Here is a 23,766-nt window from a genome sequence, read left to right as displayed (position 1 = left end):
ACCCTCATCATGGGAAGCCCTCACATCACCTCGACACACCCGCCGACCGGGGAAACTGACCAAGTCCCTGGTGGCCTATCTGGCGACGGTCAGCGCCGGCCGGCTGGACAAGGAGCAGAAGGCGCTGCTGAAGAGCCTCAACCGCGACCTGCGGTCGCTCGGCGAGCATGCGGGCTATCTCAGCCACCAGACCAACTTCCTGCTCGACGCGACGCTCGGCGTCATCAACATCGAGCAGAACGGCATCATCAAGATCTTCTCGGTCGTCGCCGTGGTGTTCCTGCCGCCGACCCTGATCGCCAGCATCTATGGCATGAATTTCCAGTTCATGCCCGAACTGGACGAATCCTGGGGCTATCCCCTGGCGCTCCTGGTGATGGTCGTCTCGGCGATCCTGCCGCTGCTCTTTTTCCGCCGCAAGGGCTGGCTGTAGCGACATCCGGCACGGGAGGCACACGGAGCAGGTATCAGAGCCCCCGCTCATGGTCCCGCGACCGATTCCCAGGGCAGCGCCATGCGGCACAGCAGTCCGTCGGCGCGCCAGTCGAACTCGACCTCCCCCTCAAGCTGGCCGCCGACGGTCCGCTCGATCAGGTTCATGCCGAACCCCCGCCCGGTCGCCGGACCGCCCGGCAGCCGGGTCGTCTCGGCCCAGCGGACCGTCAGGCGTCGGCCCGCCGGCGCGATCTCCAGCACGCAGTCGACCGCCAAGCTCCCGCCCGGATCGGACAGCGCGCCGTACTTGGCCGCGTTGGTGGTCAGTTCGTGGAACACCATGGCAAGCGCGACGGCGCCCGCCGGGTTGAGCGCGATCGGCTGAAGCGCCAGCCGGATCGCGGTGCCGTTGGCCCGATAGGGTTCCAATGTCTGGGCGACCAGATCGGGCAGGTAGGCCGCTTCCCAGTTCTGGTCGGTCAGCAGGCTGTGGGCGCGGGACAGCGCGCCGAGCCGGCCGGAGAAGGACTGGACGAAATCCTCCCGGCTCGAACTCCGCCGCAGGGTCTGCGAGGCGATCGCCTGGACGATCGCCAGCGTGTTCTTGACCCGGTGGCTCAGCTCCGCCAGCAGGGTCTTCTGGTGCTCGTCGACGCGGCGGCGCCGGGTAACGTCGCGCACGGTGCCGTCGATCCGGACCGCCTTCCGGGCGCCATCGGTCTCGGCGAACTGGCTGCGGCCGCGCGACGCGATCCAGCGGACCGAGCCGTCCGGCCGGCGGACGCGGAACTCCAGGTCGAACCGCCCGTCGCCCCCGGGATCGCAGGCCCGCCGCAGCGCCTCCCTGACCGCCCTGCGGTGGTCGTGGTCGATCAGCTCCAGCTTTGTGTTCATGCTGATGACCGCGTCGGGCGCCAGGCCCAGCATGGTCTTGCAGCGCTCGGACGCTTCCACCGCGCCGCTCTCCGGGTCGATCACCCAGGTGCCCAGGTCGGCGGCCTCCACCGCAAGCCTCAGCCGAAGCTCGCTTTCGAGCAGGCGGCGGCCGTCGTCGCTGGCCTGGGTCACGTCGGTATTGATCGCGACCGCCCCCAGGATCGAATCGCCCAGCCGGATCGGCGCCGCCGCCGACCGGAGAACCAGGTCGCGCCCGGTCCTGACGTTGCGGACCAGCACGTCCCGGACGGTGCGGTGCCCGGCCAAGGCCCGCAGGAAAGTCTGCTCGTCCGGGCGCAGCGGCACCCCGGTGCGGGCGTCGCGGACCTGGATCAGCTCCGCCAGTTCCGGCACCGGGTGGTTCAGGTCCTCCAGGCTGTCCAGGCCCAGCATGTCCAGGGCGCGCCGGTTGCAGCGGGCGATGCCGGCCAGGGTTCCGACATAGACCGCGTCGGGGATGCTCTCGATCACCGCGTCCAGCTCCGCGGCCTGGCGCAGCAGTTCCGCCTCGATCGCCTTGCGCCCGGTCATGTCGACCAGGAAGCCCAGCATGCGCAGCGGCTTTCCCTCGGCATCGAAGAAGAAGCGCCCGTCGTCCTGCATGGTCATCCAGCGTCCGTCCTTGTGGCGGAACCGGTATTCCAGGTGGAACGGCATCCGGGTGGCGCGGACGCGGGCGATTTCCCTTTCGAAGGCGGCGCGGTCCTCGGGATGGATCAGCTCTATGGTATGGGCCAGGCCGCCCTCGGCCAGCTCATCCGCGGTCCAGCCCAGCACCTCCTCGCAGCCGCCGCCCCAGGACATGGCGTCGGTCCGCGCGTCCCAATCGTAGAACACGTGGCCGGCGGCCATCACCGTCGCCTCGTACCGGCTCCGCCAGTCGCCGGCCGCCTCCTCGGCCCGGAGGCGCGCCGCGGTTTCCGCCCGCAGCCGCTCCTCCAGTTCCGCGATCCGCCGGGCGGCGGGGTCCTGGGCAAAATCGTCGGGAATCGGCAATCAGATCTCCTGGCCGGGTGCCGGTACGCCCATCCTTGCAGCCGCCGTCTTGTCCCTTGCAACCGAATTCATATGCAACGGCCGCCATCCACCTCCAGTGCCACTCCGGTGATGAATTCGGCCTCGTCGGACACCAGGTAGAGTGCCGCGTTGGCGATGTCGTCGGGCCGGCTCATGCGGCCGAGCGGGATGGTCGCGGTGAACTGGCGCCGCCGCTCGGGCGTGTCCTCGCCCATGAAGTCCTGGATCATCCCGGTGTCCCCGATCACCGGGCACAGCGCGTTGACCCGGATCTTCAGCGGCGCCAGTTCCACCGCCATGGATTTGGTGGCGACGATCGCCGCCCCCTTGGAGCTGTTGTACCAGGTCAGCCCCGGGCGCGGCCGGAGGCCGGCGGTCGAGGCCGTGGTCAGGATCACGCCGCCGCCGCGCCGCTCCAGCGCCGGCACCACGTGCCGGGCCGCCAGGAACAGGGCCTTGACGTTGACCGCGTAGATCCGGTCGAACTCGGCCTCGGTCACCTCCAGCATCGGCTTGTTGCGGTGGGTGTAGCCGGCGTTGTTGACCATGATGTCCAGCCCGCCGAACCGCTCCCCGGCGGCCTCGACCATGGCCTTGACCGCGCCGTCGTCGGTGACGTCGGCCTTGAAGAACACCGCGGCGCCCTCCCGCGCCGACGAGATCGAGTCGGCGACCCGGCGGCCCCGTTCCTCGTCGAGATCGTTGACCACGACGCTGGCCCCCTCGCGCGCGAAGGTCCGCGCGATGCCTTCGCCGAAGCCGGATCCGGCACCGGTGACGATTGCGATTTTGTTGGCCAGGCGCATTATTCCTCCAATTTTTCTCTTTTGCTTCAAGACCCTTGCACGTCACGGCGCGATTGCCTGCGCCGCGGCGGCATAACGGTGGCAGGGATTGCCGATTCGTGCAATCCGTCAGCCGTACCACCGGAACGTTGCTCCGGCTCGGTGAGATCGGGTAGGATGCATTGTATCAATCTTTCTCTAAGCGACAGAAAGATCATCGTCATCGCCAAGGTTCTGCTGGTCGAAGACACTCCCTCCCTGGCCCGTGTCTACGCCGAATATCTGAAAAAGGCTGCTTTCACGGTCGAAACCGTGGAGACCGGCGCGGCCGCCCTGGAAGCCCTGCGGGAAACCGTGCCCCAGGTCGTGCTGCTCGACCTCCAGTTGCCCGACATGAACGGCATGGAGATCCTCAAGCATGTCTCCGGCCAGCAGATCCCGACCGCGGTGGTCGTCATCACCGCGCATGCCTCCGTCAACCTCGCGGTGGAGGCGATGCGGTACGGCGCCTATGATTTCGTCGTCAAGCCGTTCACGGCGGACCGGCTGCTGGTCACCGTCCGCAACGCGGTCGAGCGGCTGCGCCTCGCCCAGATCGTCGACACCTTCACCGACGAACTCGGCCGCAGCCGCTTCCACGGATTCATCGGCAGCTCGTTCCCGATGCAGGCGGTCTACCGGATCATCGACAGCGCGGCCGCCAGCCGGGCCACCGTGTTCATCACCGGCGAGTCGGGCACAGGCAAGGAAGTCTGCGCGGAAGCCATCCACCGGCAGAGCCCGCGCCGCGACAAGCCGTTCGTCGCGATCAATTGCGGCGCGATCCCGAAGGAACTGATGGAGAGCGAGATCTTCGGCCACGCGAAGGGCGCCTTCACCGGCGCCGTGGCGGAGCGGGAGGGTGCCGCCGCCCGGGCCGATGGAGGGACGCTGTTCCTGGACGAGATCTGCGAGATGGAGCTGGGGCTGCAGACGAAGCTGCTCCGCTTCATCCAGACCGGCACTTTCCAGAAGGTCGGCGGCACCCGGCTGGAGAAGGTGGACCTCCGCATCCTGTGCGCCACCAACCGCGACCCCCTGCGCGAGGTCGAGGAGAACCGCTTCCGCGAAGACCTCTATTACCGCCTGCACGTGATCCCGGTCCACCTGCCGCCGCTCCGCGAGCGCGAGGACGACGTGCTGGACATCGCGCGCCAGTTCCTGATCGACTACGCGGCGGAGGAGGGCAAGAGCTTCAGCCATTTCCACCCCGCCGTCGAGCAGGTGCTGCGGCACTACCACTGGCCCGGCAACGTGCGGCAGCTGCAGAACGTGATCCGCAATGTCGTGGTGCTCCACGACGGCGCGGAGGTCGCGGCGGCGATGCTGCCGCCGCCGCTGAATCAGCATTCGGCGCTCCAGTTCCAGTCCTCGCACCGCTATGCCGCTCCGGCCGAGGACTCCCCGGCGGCGCCCCGGAGTTTCGGGGAGTCGGGTCAGGTCGCGCAGGTTCTGGAGCCTCAGGGCGGCCAAGCGGCCGCCGTCGCAGAACCCCGGCCGATCCGGCCGCTGTGGCTGGTCGAGAAGGAAGCGATCGAGGAAGCCATCGCCGCCTGCGACGGCAACATACCCCGGGCGGCGGCGCTGCTCGGCATCAGCGCCTCGACCATCTACCGCAAGCGGATGGCCTGGGAAGCCGAAGGCCGGGCCTGACCGTCTTTTCCCGCTTGGGTTGCCGTTCGGAACAGCCGTCGGGAAACGGTGGTCCGGCTCCGGCATCCCGGCTCCTGCCGGCCGGCAGCGCCATTTCTTTCCCGTGAACCACTCGTCAAAACCACCATGCAGGACCACTAATCGGCGACGAAATCCAAGTCGTGCTCTTTAGACATAGGGAAAATCACTTTGGACCATAGCTGAACGAGCAAAAAGACATATCCGCGGACTCTGTGCTTGTGCCAATCAACTCAAGTCGGTAGCGTAATTTTCAAGTTATCTATGGTTCGGGTTTTCGCTGCGCCGCAATAATATCTTAGGGGCGGACTGCTCCACCATCGATCACGAAGTTGGGTTCCGGCCCGACATACAGCCAGCATCACCAGGGAATGCCGGCTGCGCTAGCCTAAGACGACCAGGGAGTTACAGTCATGGCGACTGGCACGGTTAAGTGGTTCAATGCTACCAAAGGTTATGGGTTCATCGCACCCGAGAATGGCGTGAAGGATGTCTTCGTCCACATCTCCGCTCTCGAACGCTCGGGCATCCGGGGCCTCAATGAAGGCCAGAAGGTCAGCTATGAACTGGCGCGCGGAAACAACGGCAAGGAAGCGGCGGTCAACATCAGCCTCCTGGATTGATCATCCCTCCGGGGCGACGAAGCATTGCCGATCGTCCCCTTGAGACAACAAGAGATCGATCTCCAGACTTCGAAACGCGGGAGGAAGACGGCGGTCTTCCTCCCTTTTTCTTTGCCGTGTTCCCGTATGCCCGGACCGCCGTCCGGAAGGCGGGCCATTGTTTCGAAATCGCTGTCATAAAAAAGGGCCGGCGCCATCGCGGCCTTGCGGAGCGCCGCAGCATCCTGTCCGATCGGGGTATAGACAACCCTTTTTCGGCGGTATGCCATGCCAGCTTTCCCCAAGACCAGGATCGCCGTCGGCCACGGAGCGGATCCCGACCAGTGGTACTTGCCCGGCACCGACATCACGCGCCTGCCTTCCCCCGTCCCGGGGACTCCGGCAGCTGCCGCTTTCTCCTTCTACAGCGAGACCGACCGGGGTTGGAACGGCTGGAGCGCCGGCCCCTGGTGGCGGGGCGTCATGACGGCGTCCTCGGGCGAGCAGATGGGATTGGACGGGCAACGGGAATTCTTTCAGACTTTCCAGGCCACCAGGGGCTGGAATTCGGTCAAGAACCTGTCGCTGCGGTCCGACGGCGACACGGCCGCGACTTTCGATGACTTCGTCCACGTCGATGTGGATGTCTCCGGCCATGACACCGGCTTCAGCGACCCCGGTCGACTTGGATCCCGGATCTCCATCGACGGGGCGAAGCGCGGCAACGTCATCACGGGCGAGGACGACGACAGCGTCTGGATCCGGCCGTTTTCGAACGGCGGCGGCTGGGGCAACGAGTTCCGCGTCGCTACCGGTGACGGATCGGACACCATCGAGATCCATACCCTCCGGTACTATCCGCATCCCCCGTTCCAGGGCCGGCCGCTGATCGAGGACGGCAGCGCCACGACCGTCCATATCGATGCCGGCCGGGGCAACGACATCATCCGACTGGGAAACGCGCGGGAGATCGTCGACGGCGGCGCGGGCAGCCGCGACACCGTGATCTATACCGGGACCTCCAAGGGCGTGGTCGCCTACCTGAACGAACCCGGTGCTCTGGCCCCTCTGGCCGGGCAGGGCGGTGCCGCGGGCGACATCCTGATCAATGTCGAGCGGCTGAAAGGCTCTTCCTTCGATGACGTCCTGCACGGCAACTCGGGCGACAACGACCTGATCTCCGGGCTGGGGGACGACATCATGACGGGCGGCGCCGGTCATGACCACTTCATCCTCGACATCGGGTGGGGCGACGACGTGGTGACCGACTTCAAGGTCGGCGAGGACGTGGTCGAGATCCGGAATGTCAATCAGTACTACGTTGACCACTTTCTCCGGCAGGAGGTGACGAGCCGGGACGGCGTCGAGGGCCTGCTCGTCCACCTTCCCCGATGGGCCAATCACGACGTCACATCGATCTTCCTCGTGGGCGTCACGGCGGAGCTGACGACGGGCGGCCACGGCATCGGCGAGCCCAACCTGCATTACGGCATCATGCTGTCCTGAGATTATCCGGGACGCCGGAGAGCCCGGGATGGATGGCGGTCGCCATGGATGCCGCCGACCCGGAGCCGGACCGCCTCGGGCACGATCCCCCCACGGACCGCGCCCTGCGCCCCTCAGGCGCGCGCGGCCACGCCCAGGCCGTCATAGGCCCGTGCCGTCGCCTCGAGCAGGGCCGGAACCCCGGTGCTGATCCGCCGCACCGTCGCCTCGTCGCCGGCCTGGCAGGCGCGCTCGATCGCGCGGACCGCGTCGGCGAGCCGGACGGCCCCGAAAGTGCCGGCGGAGCTTTTCAGCGTATGGGCTTCCCGTGCCACCGTCGCCAGCACGCCGGCGGCGGCGGCGGCGGCGATTCGCTGCACCCGCCCCCGGGCTTCCGACAGGAAGGCGTCGATCAGGTCCGGCAGGATGGTTTCGTCCAGATCGTGCCTGAGCTGGTCGAGCACGCCGGTGTCGAGCAGCTCGGCCTCCGCGGGCTCGGCCGCCACGCCCGGATTCTCCGCCTCCGCGATGCCGACCGGCACCGCCGGGACGGTGGCGGGCAGCCAGCGGGCGATCGTGTCGAGCAGATGGACCCGCTCGATCGGCTTCGGCACGTAATCGTTCATCCCGGCGTCGAGAAACCTTTCCCGGTCGCCGACCATGGCGTTCGCCGTCATCGCGATGATCGGGATGTCGCCGACAGGAGCCGGCAGGGCGCGGATCGCCCGCGTCGCCGCGATGCCGTCCATCTCCGGCATGGCGATGTCCATCAGGACGATCAGATAGGGTACCCGGCGGACCGCGGCGACCGCTTCCAGCCCATTGGCCGCGACATCGACGCGGTACCCGGCGACCTTCAGCAGGGTGCCGGCGACCAGCTGGTTGGTGACGCTGTCCTCCACCAGGAGCAGCCGGGGCGCGTCCGCCGGCAGGGTATCGCTCCCGAACGCGGTCCCGTCGCCGGCCGGCCTCTCCGGCACGGCGGAAAGACCGGAATGACCCAGCTCCATCACCGGCTCGCCGCGCAGCGCCGCGAGGAGCGCCGCCTGGCGCGCCGGCCTGCGGACCGCGGCCGAGAAGCCGGCCGTTTCCAGCTGAGGCCAGGCCATGGCCGGACCTTGGCCCGGCCGGCCGATGCCGGACAGCAGGATCAGGCGGCCGACGCCGGCATCGCGGAGACGGCGCGCCAGCGTCGCGACCGGCAGGTCCGCGGTGGTGTCGTCGATCAGGGCGGTGTCGAACGCGGCCCGGCCCGGGGACCGCCTGCTTCCGGACGAGACGATCACCTCCAGGGCGGCCCGTCCGCTGGCGACCCCATGGACCGCGGCGCCCCAGTCGGCGAGCTGCCGGGTCAGCACCTCGCGGCTGACGCCGTTCCCCTCGATCAGCAGGATGCGTTTCCCGGCCAGCGACGAGGCGGCCTCGGCCGGCGCGGCGCCGTCCGGAGAGCGCGCCAGGGACACGGTGAACCAGAAATGGCTGCCGACGCCGGCGGCACTGTCGAACCCGATCCCGCCGCCCATCAGGCCGACGAGCCGCTTGGCGATGGCGAGATGAAGCCCGCTGCCGCCGTGCCGGCGCGGCGCTCCCGTGCCGCCCAGCCCGAAACCGTCGAAAACCTGGGGCTGCGCCGCGGCGGGGATGCCGGTTCCGGTGTCCGCGACATCGAAGCGCAGCGTCACGGAACCGGCGGTGCTAGCCGGCGCCGTGACGGTCAGCGAGACGCCCCCCTGTTCGGTGAACTTGACGGCGTTTCCGGCCAGGGTCTCCAGCACCTGCCGCAACCGCTTCGGATCGCCCCGCAGGGCCGACGGCACGCCGGCCGGGACGCCGGCGACGAGGTCGATGCCCTTGGCGGCGGCCTGCCCGGCCAGCGTGTCGACCAGTCCCTCCACCAGTTCGACCAGGTCGAAGTCCTCGTCCTGGATGCGGAGCCTGCCGTCCTCCAGCCGGGCCAGGTCGATGATGCCTGTCAGGGTGGCCATCTGGTTCTCGACCAGCTCCCGGACCGCGACGGCCTGGGCGCGCTGGGGCTCGGTCAGCCGGCTTTCCGCCAGCATGCCGATCGTGCCGAGCGCGCCGTTGAGCGCCGGCCGCACCTCGCGGCCGATCGCGGCCAGATAGTCCGACCGGGTGCGGCTCTCCCGCTCGGCCTTCGCCAGGGCGGCGCGCAGCCGGTCCTCCACGTCCTGCCGCTCGGTGACGTCGCGCAGCGACAGGGCGGCGGCGGGCCGGTCCTGCCAGGGTACCCGGCGCCGGGATGCTTCGCACAGGAAGCGGCTGCCGTCCCGGCGCAGGAGCCAAACCCCGCGATCCGGCTTCGCGCCGCCCTGGATCGGACCGTCCCGCCCTTCCAGCGCCAGGGCGTCGCGCAGCCCCGCCCAGTCCTCGGGCGCCGCCAGCCGGTCCGCCGGGCAGCCGATCAGCTCGCCCACGGTCAGCCCGAACAGCGCCGCCGCCGCCTCGTTGGCGTCGATCACGGTGGCACCGTCGTGGATCAGCACCCCGTCCGTCGCGGCGGCGGAGAGGCGCCGGAACCGCTCCTCCCGGTCGGCGAGGTCCCGTCCGGCGCGCCGCGCCGCGGTCATGTCGGCATAGCGGACCAGGCGGCCGCCGTCGGACATCGGCGCGGACGTCACCTCCAGCACATGGCCGTCCGGGCGGACATGGTCCCAGCTCAGCGTTTCGCGGACGCCCGCCATGCCGGCCGCACCGGGAGGAATGCCGGACAGCGCCGCCTCGCCGCGCGCGTCGAGGAAGGCGGTGAACTCCGTCAGGGGCCGGCCCGCCGCCGGCAGGTCCGGCGGCAGGTCCAGAAGCTCGACCAGCTTCGCGTTCCAGCCGACCAGCCGCGACTCGGGGCTCCACAGGCAGACCCCCTCGGGCAGGGCGTTCAGGACGCCATCGAGCAGCCGGGTGCGGCGGGCCAGCTCGGCCTGCCGGCGGCGTTCCTCCGTCACGTCGACGCTGACGGCCACGCGGTAACCGCCGTCGATCCGCCTTCCGTCGACCCGCAGCCACCGCCCGTCCGGCATCGGGCAACCGTCCTCCGCCGGGCTCCCGACCGGGTCTTCCGCCTGCGATGCCCGGGGAACCGGGCCGGCGGCCGCCGGCCTCGGCGCCGGCGAGTTCAGCTCGAGGAAGCGCTGGTTGGACATCACCAGCCGGTCGGCCCGGTCGAAGATCGCGATGCCGTCGGGCAGCGACTCGATGGCGTCGGCCAGCACCTGGCGGGCATGGTCGGTCCGCCGCTCGGCCGCCCGGGCCACGCGCACCCTGCGCTCGCTGGCGGCCGTCCCGGCCAGGACCATCCCGATCAGGCCGGCGGCGCAGGCCGCCTTCAGCACGATCATGCCGGCGCCGCCGTTCGACGGCAGCAGGGTGCCGCCCGCGGCCAGCGTCACGACGGCGATGATCCGGGCCATGGACCGCTTGGTCGGCCGGAAGCGCGTGTCTTTCTCGGCAGGTCTGGTCATGAACCATCGGATCGAGTTGCCACCGGATTGCCGGTCCCCTCAGCCTAACGGGTCACCGCATCCGGAACAATCCCGTTGCCTACCCCGTCGCCCGCCCGGCCGTTCGATTGCGGGCCAGCACGCCGTGGCGCGGCGCGAACAGGATGGCGGCCGCCAGCAGGACGCCGGCCAGGGTCGCGATCATTCCGGCGGCGTTCAGCGCGTCGGCCGGGCCGCCGGCGAGCAGCGACGGGCCGAAGGCGCCCAGCAGATAGCCGCCTGCCCCGGTCAGGGCGCCGATCGCGACGCTCAGCCACAGCTGCACCGACAGCCGGTCGGTCAGCAGGCGCGCCGTCGCCGCCGGGCAGATCAGCATCGCGACGACCAAGATCGAGCCGACCGCCTCGAACGAGGCGATCGCGGCGACCGCGACCAGCACGACGATTCCGTAATGGAACAGCCCGGCGGGGATGCCCAGCGTGGTCGCCAGCGCCGGGTCGAACGAGGTCAGCGCCAGTTCCTTGCGAAAGGCGACGACGCAGGCGACGCACAGCGCCGTCACCAGGGCCAGCGTCACCACCTGGCGCGGCAGGTCGGCCCACACCGCGGGGTCCGCCAGGTCCGCCCAGCCCCGGGGCGCCAGCCACAGGATCGCTTCGAGCTGGCCGTAGAGCACGCAGTCGGCGTCCAGGTCGACCGCCCGGGCGGCACCCTGCTCGATCATCACCACGCCGCCCGCGAACATCACGGTGAACACGACGCCCATGGCGGCGCCCCCGTCCAGCCGGCCCAGCTTGCGCACCGACTCGATCAGCACGCCCGCGACGACCGCGGCCGCCAGCGCCCCGCCGATCACGCCCAGGCCGAACCGCGATCCGGTCAGCAGGAAGCCGCCGACGATGCCGGGCAGGATGGCGTGGCTGATCGCGTCGCCCAGCAGGCTCTGCCGCCGGAGCACCAGGAAGTTGCCGACCAGCGCGCAGCTGACGCAGGCGAGCACCGCCGCGGTCATGGCCGGCAGGTCGATCTGGAGGAATTCCTGTGTCGTGATCATCGGATGGTTCCTATCACGCCGTCTCCGCCGGAGGCGCCTCCAGCTCCCGCACCAGGTCGCGGGGCAGCACCCGGTCGATCGGATCGATCCCCCAGTTGGCCTGCCCCGGGACCAGGGTCGGGTAGCGCATCAGGAAACGCTCCCACAGCCGGCGGTTCCGCTCCGCCGCCTTCGCCGCCGCGAGGCCGCGCCCGGTGAGATTCCCGCCGCGCAGCCAGCCGCGCAGCCGCAGCCAAGACCGCATCCCCGGGGAAAGCGGGTTCCCGGCCAGCCGCCCGGCCAGGGCCGCCTGCTCCGCATAGGCGAGGCGCAAGCGGGACTGCCGCCATGCCGTCGCGACCACGCCGCGCGCCGGCGCGAACAGGAAGCTCGCCACGAACAGCGCGCCGGCCACCAGCACGATCACGGCGCCCGCCGGCAGGCGCGGCACCAGCGCCGACAGGCTGGCGCCGATCCAGCCGCTCGCTCCCCCCAGCACGGCGGCCACGACGACCATGACCCCCAGCCGCTCGGTCCAGAAGCGGGCCGCCGCCGGCGGCACGATCAGCAGGGCGATGATCAGGATCAGCCCGGCGGTCTGCAGGCCGATCACCGTGACCAGCGTGGTCAGGCCCATCAGGGTCAGGTCGATCCGCCGGGTCGGCCAGCCCTGGCCGGTCGCGAAGTCCGAGTCGAAGCAGAGCAGCCTGAACTCCTTGAACAGCAGGGCCGAGGCCGCCACCGCCGCCAGCGCCAGTACCGCGATCGCCATCGCCTCGGCCCGGTTCATGGCGGCTGTCTGGCCCAGGATGAAGGTCTTCAGCCCCGCCTGGTTGCCGGTCGGCAGGTTCTGGATATGGCTCAGCAGAACGACGCCGACGCCGAAGAAGACGCTCAGCACGGCGCCGATCGCGGCGTCCTCCGGCAGCCTCGTGTGGCGGGAGATCGCCTGGATCGCCAGCACGCCCAGGGCGCCGCTGAACAGCGCGCCGGCCAGCAGCACCGGCAGGCTGCGCCCTTCCAGCCCGAGCCAGGTCGCGGCCAGGAAGGCCAGCGCGATACCCGGCAGGGTCGCGTGGCTCAGCGCGTCGCTGACCAGGGCGCGCTTGCGCAGCAGCATGAAGCTTCCGACGACGCCGGCCGCCACCCCCAGGCAGGCGGTGCCGACCACCACCACGGCCGAGTTGAAGCCGGCCTGGAGGGTCAGCGTCGCGATCACGTCGGCGGGGTTCATGTCAGGCCGTCTCCGCCCGCACCGGCAGGACCGCCCCGGCGACGCCCGCCCGGCCCTCGGGGATGTCGGCCGGCCCGAGCCGCCCGCCATAGGTCTGGCGCAGCATCTCCGCGGTCAGCGTGGTCGCCACCGGGCCGGCCCCGATCACGCGGGTGTTCAGCAGCAGCACGTGGTCGAAATAGTCGGCGACGGTCTGCAGGTCGTGGTGGACGCAGATCACCGTCCGGCCGGCGGCGTCGAGGTCGCGCAGCACCTGGATCACCGCCCGCTCGGTCGCCGCATCGACGCCCGCGAACGGCTCGTCCATGAAATAGACCTTCGCCTCCTGGGCCAGCGCGCGGGCCAGGAACACCCGCTGCTGCTGGCCGCCCGAGAGCTGGCCGATCTGGCGGTCGGCGAAGTCGGCCATGCCGACCCGGTCCAGGCAGGCCCGTGCCGCCTCGCGGTGGGCGCGCCCGACCGGCCGGCACCAGCCGATCATGCCGTAGCGGCCCATGGCGACGACGTCCAGGGCCGAGGCCGGGAAGTCCCAGTCCACGCTCTCCCGCTGGGGCACGTAGCCGATCAGCGCGCGGCGCCGCCCGACCGGCCCGCCATGGACCCGCACGGTGCCCGAGACCGCCGGGACAAGCCCCAGGCAGGCCTTGATGAAGGTGGACTTGCCGGCGCCGTTGGGGCCGACGATCGCGATCAGGCCGCGGGACGGGGCGGTATAGTCGGCCGACCACAGGACGGGCTTCCTGTTGTAGGCGACGGTCAGGCCCCGGACCTCCAGCGGGGAGGCGGCGAACGGCCCGGCGCCCGTCGCGGCGCGGAACGGGAACAGCATGGCGGTCACCGCCCCAGGGCCGCGAGACGGCCGTCGAACCCGCCGGCCGGCGGGGCTCCGCCCAGCGCGCGGGCGATGGTCGTCACGTTGTGGTCGATCATGCCGACATAGGTCCCTTCATAAGTGCCGGGCGCGCCCATCGCGTCCGAATACAGCGCGCCGCCGATCACGACCTCGTGGCCGCGCGCGGCGGCACCGTCGATCAGCGCCCGGATGTTGCGCTCCGAAACGCTGGTCTCGACGAAGACGGCGGCGATCCGGCGGGTGACCAGCAGGTCGACCAGTTCCTCTATCTCGCGCAGCCCGGCCTCCGACTCCGTGCTGATGCCCTGGATGCCGCGCACCTCCAGCCCGTAGGCGCGGCCCAGGTAGTTGAAGGCGTCGTGGGCGGTGACCAGGACGCGGGCCTGCTCCGGGATGTCCCCCAGCACCGACCGGGCATAGGCGTCCAGCCGCTCGAACCGCCGGGACAGGTCCGCCGCGTTGGCGCGGTAAAGCGCGGCACCTTCGGGATCGAACGCCGCCAGCGCGTCGCGCACCGAGTGCAGCGCATGGGTCCACACGGCCACGTCCATCCAGACATGCGGGTCCGGGTTGCCGTCGAACCCTTCGGGCGTCAGCAGCCGGTCGGCCGGGACCGCCTCGGCGACGGCGTGGACCGGCTTGCCGGAGCCGGCGACGCGGGTCAGCGCGTCGATGATCTTCCCCTCCAGGTGCAGGCCGCTGTAGAACACGACGTCGGCCCCGGCGATCCGCGCCACGTCGGACCGGGTCAGCTTGTAGGTGTGCGGATCGACCCCTTCGCCCATCAGGCTGGAAACCTCGGCCCGCCCGCCCGCGATCTCGCGCACCAGGTCCGCCACCTGCGACGTGGTGGTGACGGCGGCGAAGGGCTGGCCGGCGGCTCGCGCCGTGCCGGGCGAAGCGATCGGGTAGAGGGCGAGGCACAGGATCGCCAGCACGAACAACCGTCTGGAAACCAGGGCCATCACTGTATGCCTCCACCGTAATTCGATATTGAACAGGTGTTCATATTGACAGGTCCCGTGATTTATTTGTTCTTGTGAAGTGCTTGAAAAAGGATATGCCATGGATTCTCGAATTTGCAAGTATACCTCTGAGGTTTCTTAATGGGGGAACCAGCACGATGATTGTTTTGTTTACCGATTTCGGGTTGTCCGGACCCTATACCGGACAGGTGAAGGCGGTGCTGGCAGGCCGGGCGCCGGGGGTGCCGGTGATCGACCTGTTCGCGGACGCGCCCGCCTTCCAACCCTATCCCTGCGCCTACCTGCTCGCCGCCTATTGCGTCGCCGTGCCGCAGGGCGGCGTGCTGCTCGGGGTCGTCGATCCCGGCGTCGGGACCGACCGCCTGCCGCTGGCCGTGCGGGCCGACGGCCGCTGGTATGTCGGGCCGGACAACGGCTTGTTCGAACTGGTGATGCGCCGCGCCGCCTCGGTGGAGGCCTGGGCGATCGACTGGCGGCCGGAGCGCCTGTCGGCCAGCTTCCACGGCCGCGACCTGTTCGCCCCGGTGGCCGCCGGCCTGGCGCTGGGCGGACTGGTTCCCGGGACGCCGGTCCCGGTGGAGCGGGTCCGCCGCCCCGACTGGCCCGACGACTTGGCGCAGGTCGTCTATATCGACGTCTACGGCAACGCCATGACCGGCCTGCGCGCCTCGACGCTCCCGGCCGACGCCGTGCTGACGGCGGCCGGCCGGCGCATCGCCCGCGCCCGCACATTCGGCGCCGTCCCGCCGGGCGAACCCTTCTGGTACGGGAACTCCAACGGCCTCGCCGAGATCGCGGTCAACCAGGGCCGGGCGGATACGGTGTTGGGATTGGGTGTCGGCGATCCTGTCGGGCTTTCCAGCTGAAACAAGCCTGAAAGACTTGGCCACAGATGAACGCAGATGGGCGCAGATGGTTTTTCAGGACCTATCTGCGCCCAATCGCGGTAGGGACGCCCGTTACCGGGCGCCCCCCGCACAGAACCGGACGTGCCCGATTAAGGCATCCGGCTCCCACCTTGGGTGTTTGACGCGGAAGCGGTTTCCGGGCCAGGGATGAATGATGCGCGGCCGTGGCAGCCAGTGATCGGCAAGGCGCGTGAGTTTGTCCCACGGTGTCTTGTCCTTCTGGCTGCGCCGACGCAGCGCCCTCATCCACAGGACGCCGACATGGTAGCGCAGGTTGGCAAGGGCCCGGTAGTTGGTCGGGACGGCGAAGTAGGCGTAGAAGCCGCTCATCACCTGTCCCAGCCACCGGCCTTGCTCCGGGATGCCCTGGTGCCAGCGCCGCCGGAGTTCCTCCTTGATTTCCTTGAGCTTGGCCTGCTTGCGCTGGCGCCGGGTCTGGCGTCGCAGCAGGAAGCCGCCACGCCGGGACCGCCCACAGATGTGGGTGAAGCCCAGGAAGTCGAAGGTCTCCGGTTTTCCCGCGCCGCGCTTGGCCCGGTCGGCCTGTGCCTGCCGGCCGAACTCGATCAGGCGGGTCTTGTCGGCGTTCAGTTCCAGGGCGAACCGCGCCAGGCGCTCCCGCAAGTCCGCGAGGAACCGCTCGGCGTCCGACCGGTGCTCGAACCCGACGACGGTGTCGTCGGCGTAGCGCACCACGACCATGGTCCCGGTCGCGTGGCGCTGGCGCCACTGCCGGACCCACAGGTCGTAGACGTAGTGGAGATAGACGTTGGCCAGCAGTGGCGATGCCACCGCCCCTTGCGGGCTGCCGGCCGTCGCCGGCTGCCGTTTCCCCGTCTCGTCCACCACGCCGACCGTCAGCCACTTGCGGATCAGCCGCAGGACGCGGGCATCGCCGATCCGGTGTTCCAGGAACCGCATCATCCAGGTGTGGTCGATGCTGTCGAAGAACGCCCGGATATCGGCATCCAGGATCCAGTTCACCCGGCACTCGCCGATCGCCACCGCCAACGCGTCGAGCGCGTCGTGCTGCCCCCGTCCCGGCCGGAAGCCGTAGGAGAAGCCGAGGAAGTCTTCCTCGTAGATGGCGTTCAGCACCTCCACCAGCGCCCGCTGGACGATCTTGTCCTCCAGCGCCGCGATCCCGAGCGGCCGCATCCGGCCGTCCGGCTTGGGGATGACATGCCGGCGTGACGGGTGCGCCCGGTAGCGGCCGGAATGCACGCGGTCCTTCAGGTCCGCCAGCCGTTCCTCCAGCCCCTCCGCGTACTCCCGCCACGTCATTCCGTCCACACCCGGTGCCGCGTCCCGCTTCAATGCCCGATAGGCAAAGCGCAGCAGGTCGGTATCCACGTGCGTCAGAAGGGTGGTGAACCGCTCCTCCTTTCGCTCCCGTGCCGCTTGACGTATGCGCTCCAGCCCCGAGAGCACGGGGGCCCGGTCCTGAGCCCGGCCCGTGTGCGGCGGAGACGCATTCCCCTCGGCCCCACCCCTTCCCTCCACCGGCTCCGCGTCCGCGTTCGCCGGCTTCACAGGTACTATGGATGGGTCTGACCTCTTCGGCGCGTGCGTCACCGGCTACGGCTCCTCGCCTTCCCGGTGCGGACCAGACGGCCATCGGCCCCTGGTCACGCCGAAGATCTCCCGGTTCCCGCGCAAGGAGCGTCCGCACATGCCAGGGTCTCTGACCACGCCGGACCGCCGGGGTGCTCGCATGACGCGCCCCGCCGTATCGCCTTCCAGGCACAGAACCCTGTCGGCATCCGGGATCGAGATTCTTACGCGGCTCAATGGCTGGCCTATGCGCTCCCCTGTCAACGCTTCGCCGGCGGCCTCGCGACCGCCGCCGCATGACTCGGGGCCGGTGTGGGTCGCTACTCCTTCACCGTACAGGACTTTCACCCGCTACTCCTTGCCGGTCTCCCGGCGCTCTCTGCGTGCATCTGTGGCCAATAACCCTTGGAACTTACGCAGGCAGGTGATGGAGCGGCAATGCAGTCTCGTAGCGCACCTGTTTCAACGCGAAGCTTGATTTTATGCTGGAGACGCCGGGTATTCGGGTCAGGTGGGTCTTGAGGAAGTGTTCGTAGGCCGCAAGGTCGGGAACGACTACGCGGAGCAGGTAATCGGCTTCTCCCGTCATCAGGTAGCACTCCAGCACTTCCGGCCGATGCATGATCGCGGCTTCGAAAGCGTCGAGGCGTTCTTCGATCTGCTTTTCCAGGGTGACGCTGACGAACACGTTTACCGGAAGGTCGACGGTCGAGGGATCGACCAGCGCCACGTAGGTACGGATCACCCCGCTCTCCTCCAGCGCCTTGACCCGGCGCAGGCAGGGCGAGGGCGACAGGCCGATGGCGGAGGCGAGGTCGTTGTTGGCGATCCGGCCGTCCTTCTGGAGGCGGGCGAGGATCTTCCGGTCGATGGCGTCGAGGCTGGGCTTTGGCATTGGATGGCGCGAAAATGCTTTGTCATGGCATTGGGTGCCAAAATCATGGCATCGGGCAGCGCAGTTCGCAACCATTTGCCCGGGCGCCGGTGTTATGGTCACGGCTTGTCCTCATCCTGGGAAGCGAAGCGGAAATGGTTGACTCAACGACCATCGAACACGATGCCGATACCGTCGAATGCCTGCGCGAGCTGGAGCGCAAGATCCTCTGGCTGGCGTCATGGACGATCCACAATGCCAACCATGTCAGGCCCAACCAGGACGGGCTGAAGGTAGGCGGGCACCAGGCTTCGTCGGCTTCCCTGGCGACGATCATGACGGCGCTGTATTTCGCGGCGCTGCGGCCGGAGGACCGGGTCGCGGTCAAGCCGCACGCCAGCCCGATCTTCCACGCGATCCAGTACCTGATGGGCAACCAGACGCGCGAAAAGCTGGAGAATTTCCGGGGCTACAAGGGTGCGCAGAGCTATCCGTCGCGGACCAAGGATGTGGACGACGTCGATTTCTCGACCGGGTCGGTGGGCATGGGCGTCGCCCAGACGCTGTTCGCCTCGCTGGTCCAGGATTACCTGAAGGCCAGGGACTGGGCCCCTTCGATCCCGGAGGGGCGCATGGTCGCCCTGATCGGCGATGCCGAGATGGACGAGGGCAACATCTTCGAGGCGCTGCTGGAAGGCTGGAAGCACGGCCTGCGCAATACCTGGTGGATCGTCGACTACAACAGGCAGAGCCTGGACGCGGTGATCCGCGAAGGGCTGTGGGAACGGCTGGAAGGCATCTTCCGCAACTTTGGCTGGGACGTCGTGATCCTGAAGCACGGCCGGCTGATGCGGGAGGCGTTCCGCGAGGAGGGCGGCGACCGGCTGCGGGAATGGATCGACACCTGCCCGAACCAGCTCTATTCGGCCCTGACCTTCCAGGGCGGTGCCGCGTGGCGCCGGCGGCTGATGGACGACCTGGGCGACCAGGGACCCGTGTCCCGGCTGATCGAGCGGCGCTCCGACGGGGAATTGGCTGACCTGATGGGCAACCTGGGCGGCCACGACCTGCCGTCCCTGCTGGAGGCTTTCGAAGCGGCGCGGCGGCATGACCGGCCGATGTGCTTCATCGCCTATACGGTCAAGGGGTTCGGGCTGCCGCTGGCTGGCCATAAGGACAACCATGCGGGGCTGCTGACGCCGGCGCAGATGGAGTCGTTCCGGGACGGCCTGAACATCCGGCCGGGGCACGAGTGGGACCGCTTCGAGGGGCTGGGGATCGGCGAGGACCGGCTGTCGGCGTTCCTGGACGGCGTGCCGTTCTTCGCCAAGGGGCCGCGGCGGTATTCGGCCCCGGTGGTTCCGGTGCCGGAGGCTTTGGTCGTGCCCGCGCAGAAGGCGCTGTCCACCCAGGCGGGGTTCGGCCTGATCATGAACGAGTTGGGGCGGACGAAGGAGGGGCTGGCGGAGCGCATCGTGACGACGGCGCCCGACGTGACGGTGTCGACCAACCTGGGGTCCTGGGTGAACCGGCGCGGGCTGTTCGCCAAGGAGGCCATGGCCGACCTGTTCAAAAAGGAGCGCATTCCGTCCACCTATAGCTGGGACTTCTCGCCGGAGGGGCAGCATTTCGAGCTGGGCATCGCCGAGGCGAACCTGTTCACCATGCTGTCGGCGCTGGGGCTGTCCCATTCGGTGTTCGGGGAACGGCTGCTGCCGATCGGCACGGTGTACGACCCGTTCATCTATCGCGGCGCCGACGCGATGAACTATGCCTGCTACCAGGATGCCCGGTTCATGCTGGTGGCGACGCCGGCCGGCGTCACGCTGGCGCCCGAAGGCGGCGCGCACCAGTCGATCGGGACGCCGCTGGTCGGCATGGCGCAGGACGGGCTGGCCTATTTCGAGCCGGCTTTCGTGGACGAGCTGGGCGTCATCATGCGCTGGGCCTTCGACTACATGCAGCGCAACGGCGAGGGCCAGCCGAACGAGCGGAACTGGCTGAGGGACGAGATCGGCGGTGCCGTCTATCTGCGCCTGTCGTCGCGCACGCTGGAGCAGCCGGGCCGGGACATGGTGCCGGAGCTTCGGCAGGACATCATCGACGGCGCCTACTGGATGCGGCGGCCGGGGCCGAACTGCCAGGTCGTGGTGGCCTATACCGGCGCCGTGGCGCCCGAGGCGATCGAGGCCGTCGGGCTGATGGCCGAGGACCGGCGCGACGTGGGACTGCTCGCCATCACCTCGGCCGACCGGCTGCACGGCGGCTGGAGCGCCGCCCAGCGGGCGCGGGAGCGCGGGCTGGTGCATGCCCGGTCGCATATCGAGCGGCTGCTGGACGGCGTGCCGTCGAACTGCGGCATCGTGACGGTGATCGACGGGCATCCCGCCACGTTGGGCTGGCTGGGATCGGTCCACGGCCATCGGACGCGGGCGCTGGGCGTCGAGCATTTCGGCCAGACCGGCACCATCGCCGACCTGTACCGGCATTTCGGCATCGACGCCCAGGGCATCGTGCTGGCGGCCCAGGCTACCGCGGCCGGCCGGCCGATCCGGCATCTCCATACGATATCGCGATGACGCGGTGACACAGTGATGCGGTGAAAGCAGGGGTTGAGCGTCGAGCCCCTGCTTTACCCTCTTATGGGAGTCCCTATGGGAGACCGTCCGGTGGCAAGGTGTAGGCGATGACGCTGTCGCCGGCCTTGGTGCCCAGCGAGCCGTGGCCGCCGGCGGCGACCAGCAGGTATTGGCGGCCGTCCTCGCCCAGATAGGTCATGGGTGTCGCCTGGCCGCCGGCCGGCAGGCGGCTTTCCCAAAGCTGCTCGCCGGTGGTCACGTCGTAGCCGCGCACGTAATAGTCGATGGTGCCCGACAGGAAGGCGACGCCGCCGGCCGTCATGATCGGACCGCCCAAATTGGGCACGCCCATCGCGAAGGGCAGCGGCAGGGGCGAGGCGTCGCGGACCGTGCCGTTCTTGTGCTTCCAGACGATCTCGCCGGTGGTCAGGTCGGCCGCCGAGACATAGCCCCAGGGGGGAGCCTGGCAGGGCAGCCCGAGGACGGAGACGAACGGGGCCAGCTTGACCGCGAAGGGCGCGCCGAAATTCTCGTTGAGCGCCGGCAGGCTGTATTCCGGCCGGTTCTCGCCCTGGACATAGAGGGTCGTGTCGTCCTCCCGCGGAATCAGCTGGGATACGAAGGCGAGGTATGTGGGCGTCGTGAAGGCGATCCGGCGCTGGGGATCGACCGCGATGCTGCCCCAGTTGAACACGCCGAAATTGCCGGGATAGATCAGGGAACCCTCGGTGGAGGGCGGGGTATAGCGGCCCTCGTAGCGCAGCCGGTGGAACTGGATGCGGCAGGCGAGTTGGTCGAACAGGGTGGCTCCCCACATGTCCCGGCCGCTCAGCGGCGGCGGATCGTAGGAGAGCGCCGAGACGGGCTGCGTCGGGGCGGTGTGGTCGCCCTCGGCGGCACCCTGGGGGCGGGCTGCTCGGTCACCGGCAGGACGGGCTCGCCGGTGCGGCGGTCGAGCACGAAGAGCTCGCCCTGCTTGGTCGGCTGGACCAGAGCCGGCACCGTCTGCCCGTTGACGGTCAGGTCGATCAGGCTGGGCTGCGACGGCACGTCGTAGTCCCAGAGGTCGTGGTGGACGGTCTGGAAGTTCCACCGCACCTGCCCGGTCGCGAGGTCGAGGGCGACGACGGAGGACGAGAACCGCTCCACCGCCGGACTGCGGTTGCCACCCCACTGGTCGGGCGGCTGGTTGCCCATGGGGATGTAGACCAGGCCAAGGCCCTCGTCCACCGCGGAGATCGACCAGGAATTGGGCGAACTGGGCGTGTAGGTCTCGCCCGGAGGGGGTGGGGCCGTGTCGTCCGGATCGCCGGAGTCCCAGGCCCAGACGAGATCGCCGGTGTTCACGTCGAAGGCTCGGATCACGCCCGAGGCTTCGTTGACCGAAACGTTGTCCAGGACGGTGCCGCCCACGATGATGAGATCGCGGGTGACCACCACCGGGGAGGTCGAGTAATAGGAGCCCGGCTTGACGTTGGGCATGTTGCGCCACAGGTCGATCTGCCCGGTGCCGCCGCCGAAGGCAGTGCAGATCGCGCCGTCCTCGGGGTTGAGGGCGATCAGCCTGCCGTCGGCGGTCGGCATGAACAGGCGGGCGGGGCAGTTGTCGGCGGTCTCCGGGGCGGTGTTGGCCGCGACCGGCATGTCCGGGACCGGGGAATCCTCAGGCTCCGCCGGGGCGGGCGAGGCGGGAGCCGGGGCGGCGGCCGTTTCCTCGGACGCGGGATGGTAGGACAGGCCGCGGCAGGTCAGGTGCTGGAGCGCCAGGTCGCCGCGGATCTCCGGATCGTAGCGCCAGATCTCCCCGCCGGTGGTGGCGTCCAGGGCGATGACGAGCTGGTGCGGCGTGCAGATGAACAGGCGGTTGCCGATCTTCAGCGGCGTGACCTGGAAGGTGGTTTCCTCCGGGTCGCCGGGCCGGCCGCGCAGGTCGCCGGTGTGGTAGGTCCAGGCCTCCTGGAGCTGGGAGACGTTGGCCGGCGTGATCTGGTCGAGCGGGGAGTAGCGCTGGCCGTAACCGGTGCGTCCGTAGGCGTGCCATTCGCCGGGCGGGATGTCGGGCGCCGGGGCGGGCAGGTTTGCCGGGGCTTCGGCGCGGGGTCCCGGGGCGGTCCCCTCGATCCGGTGGGGATCGGTGAACCAGGACACGGCCGCGACGACGACCGCCACGGCGAGCGCCGCCGCCAGCGGCAGGGAGGTGGCCCCGGAACGGCCGCCCAGCGGGCGGGTGACCCAGGGCAGCAGCAGGAGCAGGCCGACCACGACGAAGACCGCCCCGCGCGCCGCCAGCGGCCACCAGTCGAATCCGACCTCCCACAGGGACCAGGCCAGCGTGCCCAGGAGCAAAAGGGCATAGACCCAGTGCGCCGCGGGGTTCCTCCTGAACAGGAGGAAGGCGGCGAGCAGAAGGGCCGCCCCGGCGACGGCATAGTACCAGGAGCCGCCCAGGGCGATCAGCCAGACGCCTCCGCCCGCCAGGGCGAGGCCCATGAGAAGCAGGAGTATGCCCATCGCCATGGGGGCGAACGGCCGCCCCCTGCCTTGCCTGTCGCGCTGCATGAGGTCACCTCGGAACTGCGGTATCAGCCTGGGTAACCCGTCGTCGGCGCGTTGGTTTCTTCGGGGAGTGGATGAGGCCGCCTCGGACGTACCAGTACTCGTCCGCGGCGGTCCCGATGTGGAGCCTCGCCTCGGGGCGCAGGGCTATGGCATGGAGCAGGCCGGCCGGAGACAGGCCCGCCTGAATCGGCGCCGTCCACGACGCCAGCCCCTCCGGCTCGGGCTCGCGTCCGAAGGCGTTCCGGTAGAGCAGCGGAACCAGGAAATCCGGCTGCGGATCGGTACCGTACCGGTCCCGGAACTCCTGCGAATCCAGGAACGCGGAGGCGATGGAAACGGGCTCCTGTCCGGCCTCGGCCTGCCCGACCCAGGTTCGTCTCGGGGGTGACTGGGACTGGAGGCGTTACGGTCAGAGCGTCACGGGCAAGCCGGCCAGCGTGCCGATCAGCACCCCCGCCGCGTTGGCGGCCAGGTCGCGGACGCAGAAGGAGCGGCCGGGAACGAAGTGCTGGGCGACCTCGATCGCCAGGCCGGCGAGCAGCAGGGCCGCCACGCCGGCGGCGGCCTGCCCGGAAGTGGACGCCAGAGCCGCGACCGGCAGCCCCAGCGCCGCATAGGACAGCAGGTGAAGCAGCTTGTCGTTCGGCAGGCGGGCGGGCAGCCGGTCGGCCGGCACGAGGCAGCCGGCCGTGACGGCCAGGGCGAAGGCGCACCACGCGGCGATCAGGAGTGGAAGGGGCATCGGTCAACCCGTCGTGGGG

Annotated in this window: 17 protein-coding genes and 1 pseudogene; 6 read left to right on the top strand and 12 right to left on the bottom strand. The window is 69.6% G+C overall.

The window, feature by feature from the left end; genetic code table 11:
* Positions 1-70: 70 nt before the first annotated feature.
* Entirely contained in the window at positions 71-433 is a 363-nt protein-coding gene (locus tag DPR14_RS25045) for a CorA family divalent cation transporter (protein WP_343038683.1), read from the top strand.
* A gap of 47 nt (positions 434-480) precedes the next feature.
* Here DPR14_RS25045 and DPR14_RS25040 read toward each other — a convergent pair whose 3' ends face one another.
* Positions 481-2,367, bottom strand: coding sequence for a PAS domain-containing protein (locus tag DPR14_RS25040; RefSeq protein ID WP_158047571.1), 1,887 nt, complete (start codon positions 2,365-2,367; stop codon positions 481-483).
* 68 nt (positions 2,368-2,435) lie between these two features.
* The gene (locus DPR14_RS25035; RefSeq protein WP_158047570.1) at positions 2,436-3,194 is read right to left on the bottom strand and encodes an SDR family oxidoreductase; all 759 of its coding nucleotides are present in this window, start codon (positions 3,192-3,194) and stop codon (positions 2,436-2,438) included.
* Positions 3,195-3,350: 156 nt separating this feature from the next.
* On the opposite strand from DPR14_RS25035, the gene DPR14_RS25030 reads away from it, so the two are divergent.
* The 3 genes from DPR14_RS25030 to DPR14_RS28800 all read left to right on the top strand — a co-directional run bounded on the left by DPR14_RS25030 (position 3,351) and on the right by DPR14_RS28800 (position 6,991).
* Positions 3,351-4,865: a sigma-54-dependent transcriptional regulator gene (locus DPR14_RS25030; RefSeq protein ID WP_158047569.1), complete on the top strand. Its 1,515-nt coding sequence runs from the start codon at positions 3,351-3,353 to the stop codon at positions 4,863-4,865.
* A 431-nt stretch (positions 4,866-5,296) separates the two neighbouring features.
* Positions 5,297-5,506 carry a cold-shock protein gene (locus DPR14_RS25025; RefSeq protein ID WP_158047568.1) on the top strand — a complete coding sequence of 70 codons (210 nt, stop codon included), beginning with the start codon at positions 5,297-5,299 and terminating at the stop codon, positions 5,504-5,506.
* 267 nt (positions 5,507-5,773) lie between these two features.
* Positions 5,774-6,991: a calcium-binding protein gene (locus DPR14_RS28800; RefSeq protein WP_158047567.1), complete on the top strand. Its 1,218-nt coding sequence runs from the start codon at positions 5,774-5,776 to the stop codon at positions 6,989-6,991.
* Between the two features lie 113 nt (positions 6,992-7,104).
* Here the strand turns inward: DPR14_RS28800 and DPR14_RS25015 are convergent, their stop codons facing one another.
* The 5 genes from DPR14_RS25015 to DPR14_RS24995 form a co-directional block, all read right to left on the bottom strand.
* Complete coding sequence (locus tag DPR14_RS25015) at positions 7,105-10,446, bottom strand: PAS-domain containing protein (protein ID WP_158047566.1); 3,342 nt, start codon at positions 10,444-10,446, stop codon at positions 7,105-7,107.
* 79 nt (positions 10,447-10,525) lie between these two features.
* Positions 10,526-11,479 carry a metal ABC transporter permease gene (locus DPR14_RS25010; protein ID WP_158047565.1) on the bottom strand — a complete coding sequence of 318 codons (954 nt, stop codon included), beginning with the start codon at positions 11,477-11,479 and terminating at the stop codon, positions 10,526-10,528.
* A gap of 13 nt (positions 11,480-11,492) precedes the next feature.
* The gene (locus DPR14_RS25005; protein ID WP_158047564.1) at positions 11,493-12,692 is read right to left on the bottom strand and encodes a metal ABC transporter permease; all 1,200 of its coding nucleotides are present in this window, start codon (positions 12,690-12,692) and stop codon (positions 11,493-11,495) included.
* Between the two features lies 1 nt (position 12,693).
* A complete protein-coding gene (locus DPR14_RS25000; protein WP_158047563.1) occupies positions 12,694-13,521 on the bottom strand; it encodes a metal ABC transporter ATP-binding protein in 828 nt (275 codons plus the stop codon).
* 5 nt (positions 13,522-13,526) lie between these two features.
* Complete coding sequence (locus tag DPR14_RS24995; protein WP_158047562.1) at positions 13,527-14,510, bottom strand: metal ABC transporter solute-binding protein, Zn/Mn family; 984 nt, start codon at positions 14,508-14,510, stop codon at positions 13,527-13,529.
* A 158-nt stretch (positions 14,511-14,668) separates the two neighbouring features.
* Between DPR14_RS24995 and DPR14_RS24990 the strand changes: the two genes are divergently transcribed.
* Positions 14,669-15,397, top strand: coding sequence for an SAM hydrolase/SAM-dependent halogenase family protein (locus DPR14_RS24990; protein WP_158047561.1), 729 nt, complete (start codon positions 14,669-14,671; stop codon positions 15,395-15,397).
* A 93-nt stretch (positions 15,398-15,490) separates the two neighbouring features.
* Here the strand turns inward: DPR14_RS24990 and ltrA are convergent, their stop codons facing one another.
* Both ltrA and DPR14_RS24975 read right to left on the bottom strand, forming a co-directional pair.
* The gene (ltrA, locus tag DPR14_RS24985; RefSeq protein WP_343038679.1) at positions 15,491-16,870 is read right to left on the bottom strand and encodes a group II intron reverse transcriptase/maturase; all 1,380 of its coding nucleotides are present in this window, start codon (positions 16,868-16,870) and stop codon (positions 15,491-15,493) included.
* Between the two features lie 535 nt (positions 16,871-17,405).
* Positions 17,406-17,888, bottom strand: coding sequence for an Lrp/AsnC family transcriptional regulator (locus DPR14_RS24975; RefSeq protein ID WP_158047560.1), 483 nt, complete (start codon positions 17,886-17,888; stop codon positions 17,406-17,408).
* 134 nt (positions 17,889-18,022) lie between these two features.
* Here DPR14_RS24975 and DPR14_RS24970 point away from each other — a divergent pair, with 134 nt between their 5' ends.
* The gene (locus tag DPR14_RS24970; RefSeq protein ID WP_158047559.1) at positions 18,023-20,446 is read left to right on the top strand and encodes a transketolase; all 2,424 of its coding nucleotides are present in this window, start codon (positions 18,023-18,025) and stop codon (positions 20,444-20,446) included.
* 73 nt (positions 20,447-20,519) lie between these two features.
* On the opposite strand, the pseudogene DPR14_RS24965 reads toward DPR14_RS24970, so the two are convergent.
* The 3 genes and pseudogenes from DPR14_RS24965 to DPR14_RS24955 all read right to left on the bottom strand — a co-directional run bounded on the left by DPR14_RS24965 (position 20,520) and on the right by DPR14_RS24955 (position 23,747).
* Positions 20,520-22,936 (bottom strand): annotated as a pseudogene (locus DPR14_RS24965) (membrane-bound PQQ-dependent dehydrogenase, glucose/quinate/shikimate family).
* Positions 22,937-23,009: 73 nt separating this feature from the next.
* On the bottom strand, positions 23,010-23,321 hold the full coding sequence (locus DPR14_RS29200; RefSeq protein ID WP_425501051.1) for a DUF4214 domain-containing protein: 312 nt from the start codon (positions 23,319-23,321) through the stop codon (positions 23,010-23,012).
* A gap of 93 nt (positions 23,322-23,414) precedes the next feature.
* Positions 23,415-23,747 carry a VanZ family protein gene (locus DPR14_RS24955; RefSeq protein ID WP_158047558.1) on the bottom strand — a complete coding sequence of 111 codons (333 nt, stop codon included), beginning with the start codon at positions 23,745-23,747 and terminating at the stop codon, positions 23,415-23,417.
* Between the last annotated feature and the right edge of the window lie 19 nt (positions 23,748-23,766).

This window comes from Skermanella pratensis (genome assembly GCF_008843145.1).
Taxonomy (GTDB): Bacteria; Pseudomonadota; Alphaproteobacteria; order Azospirillales; family Azospirillaceae; genus Skermanella; species Skermanella pratensis.
The sequence above is the reverse complement of the archived record's forward strand: the minus strand, read 5'-3'. Positions and strand labels throughout refer to the sequence as shown.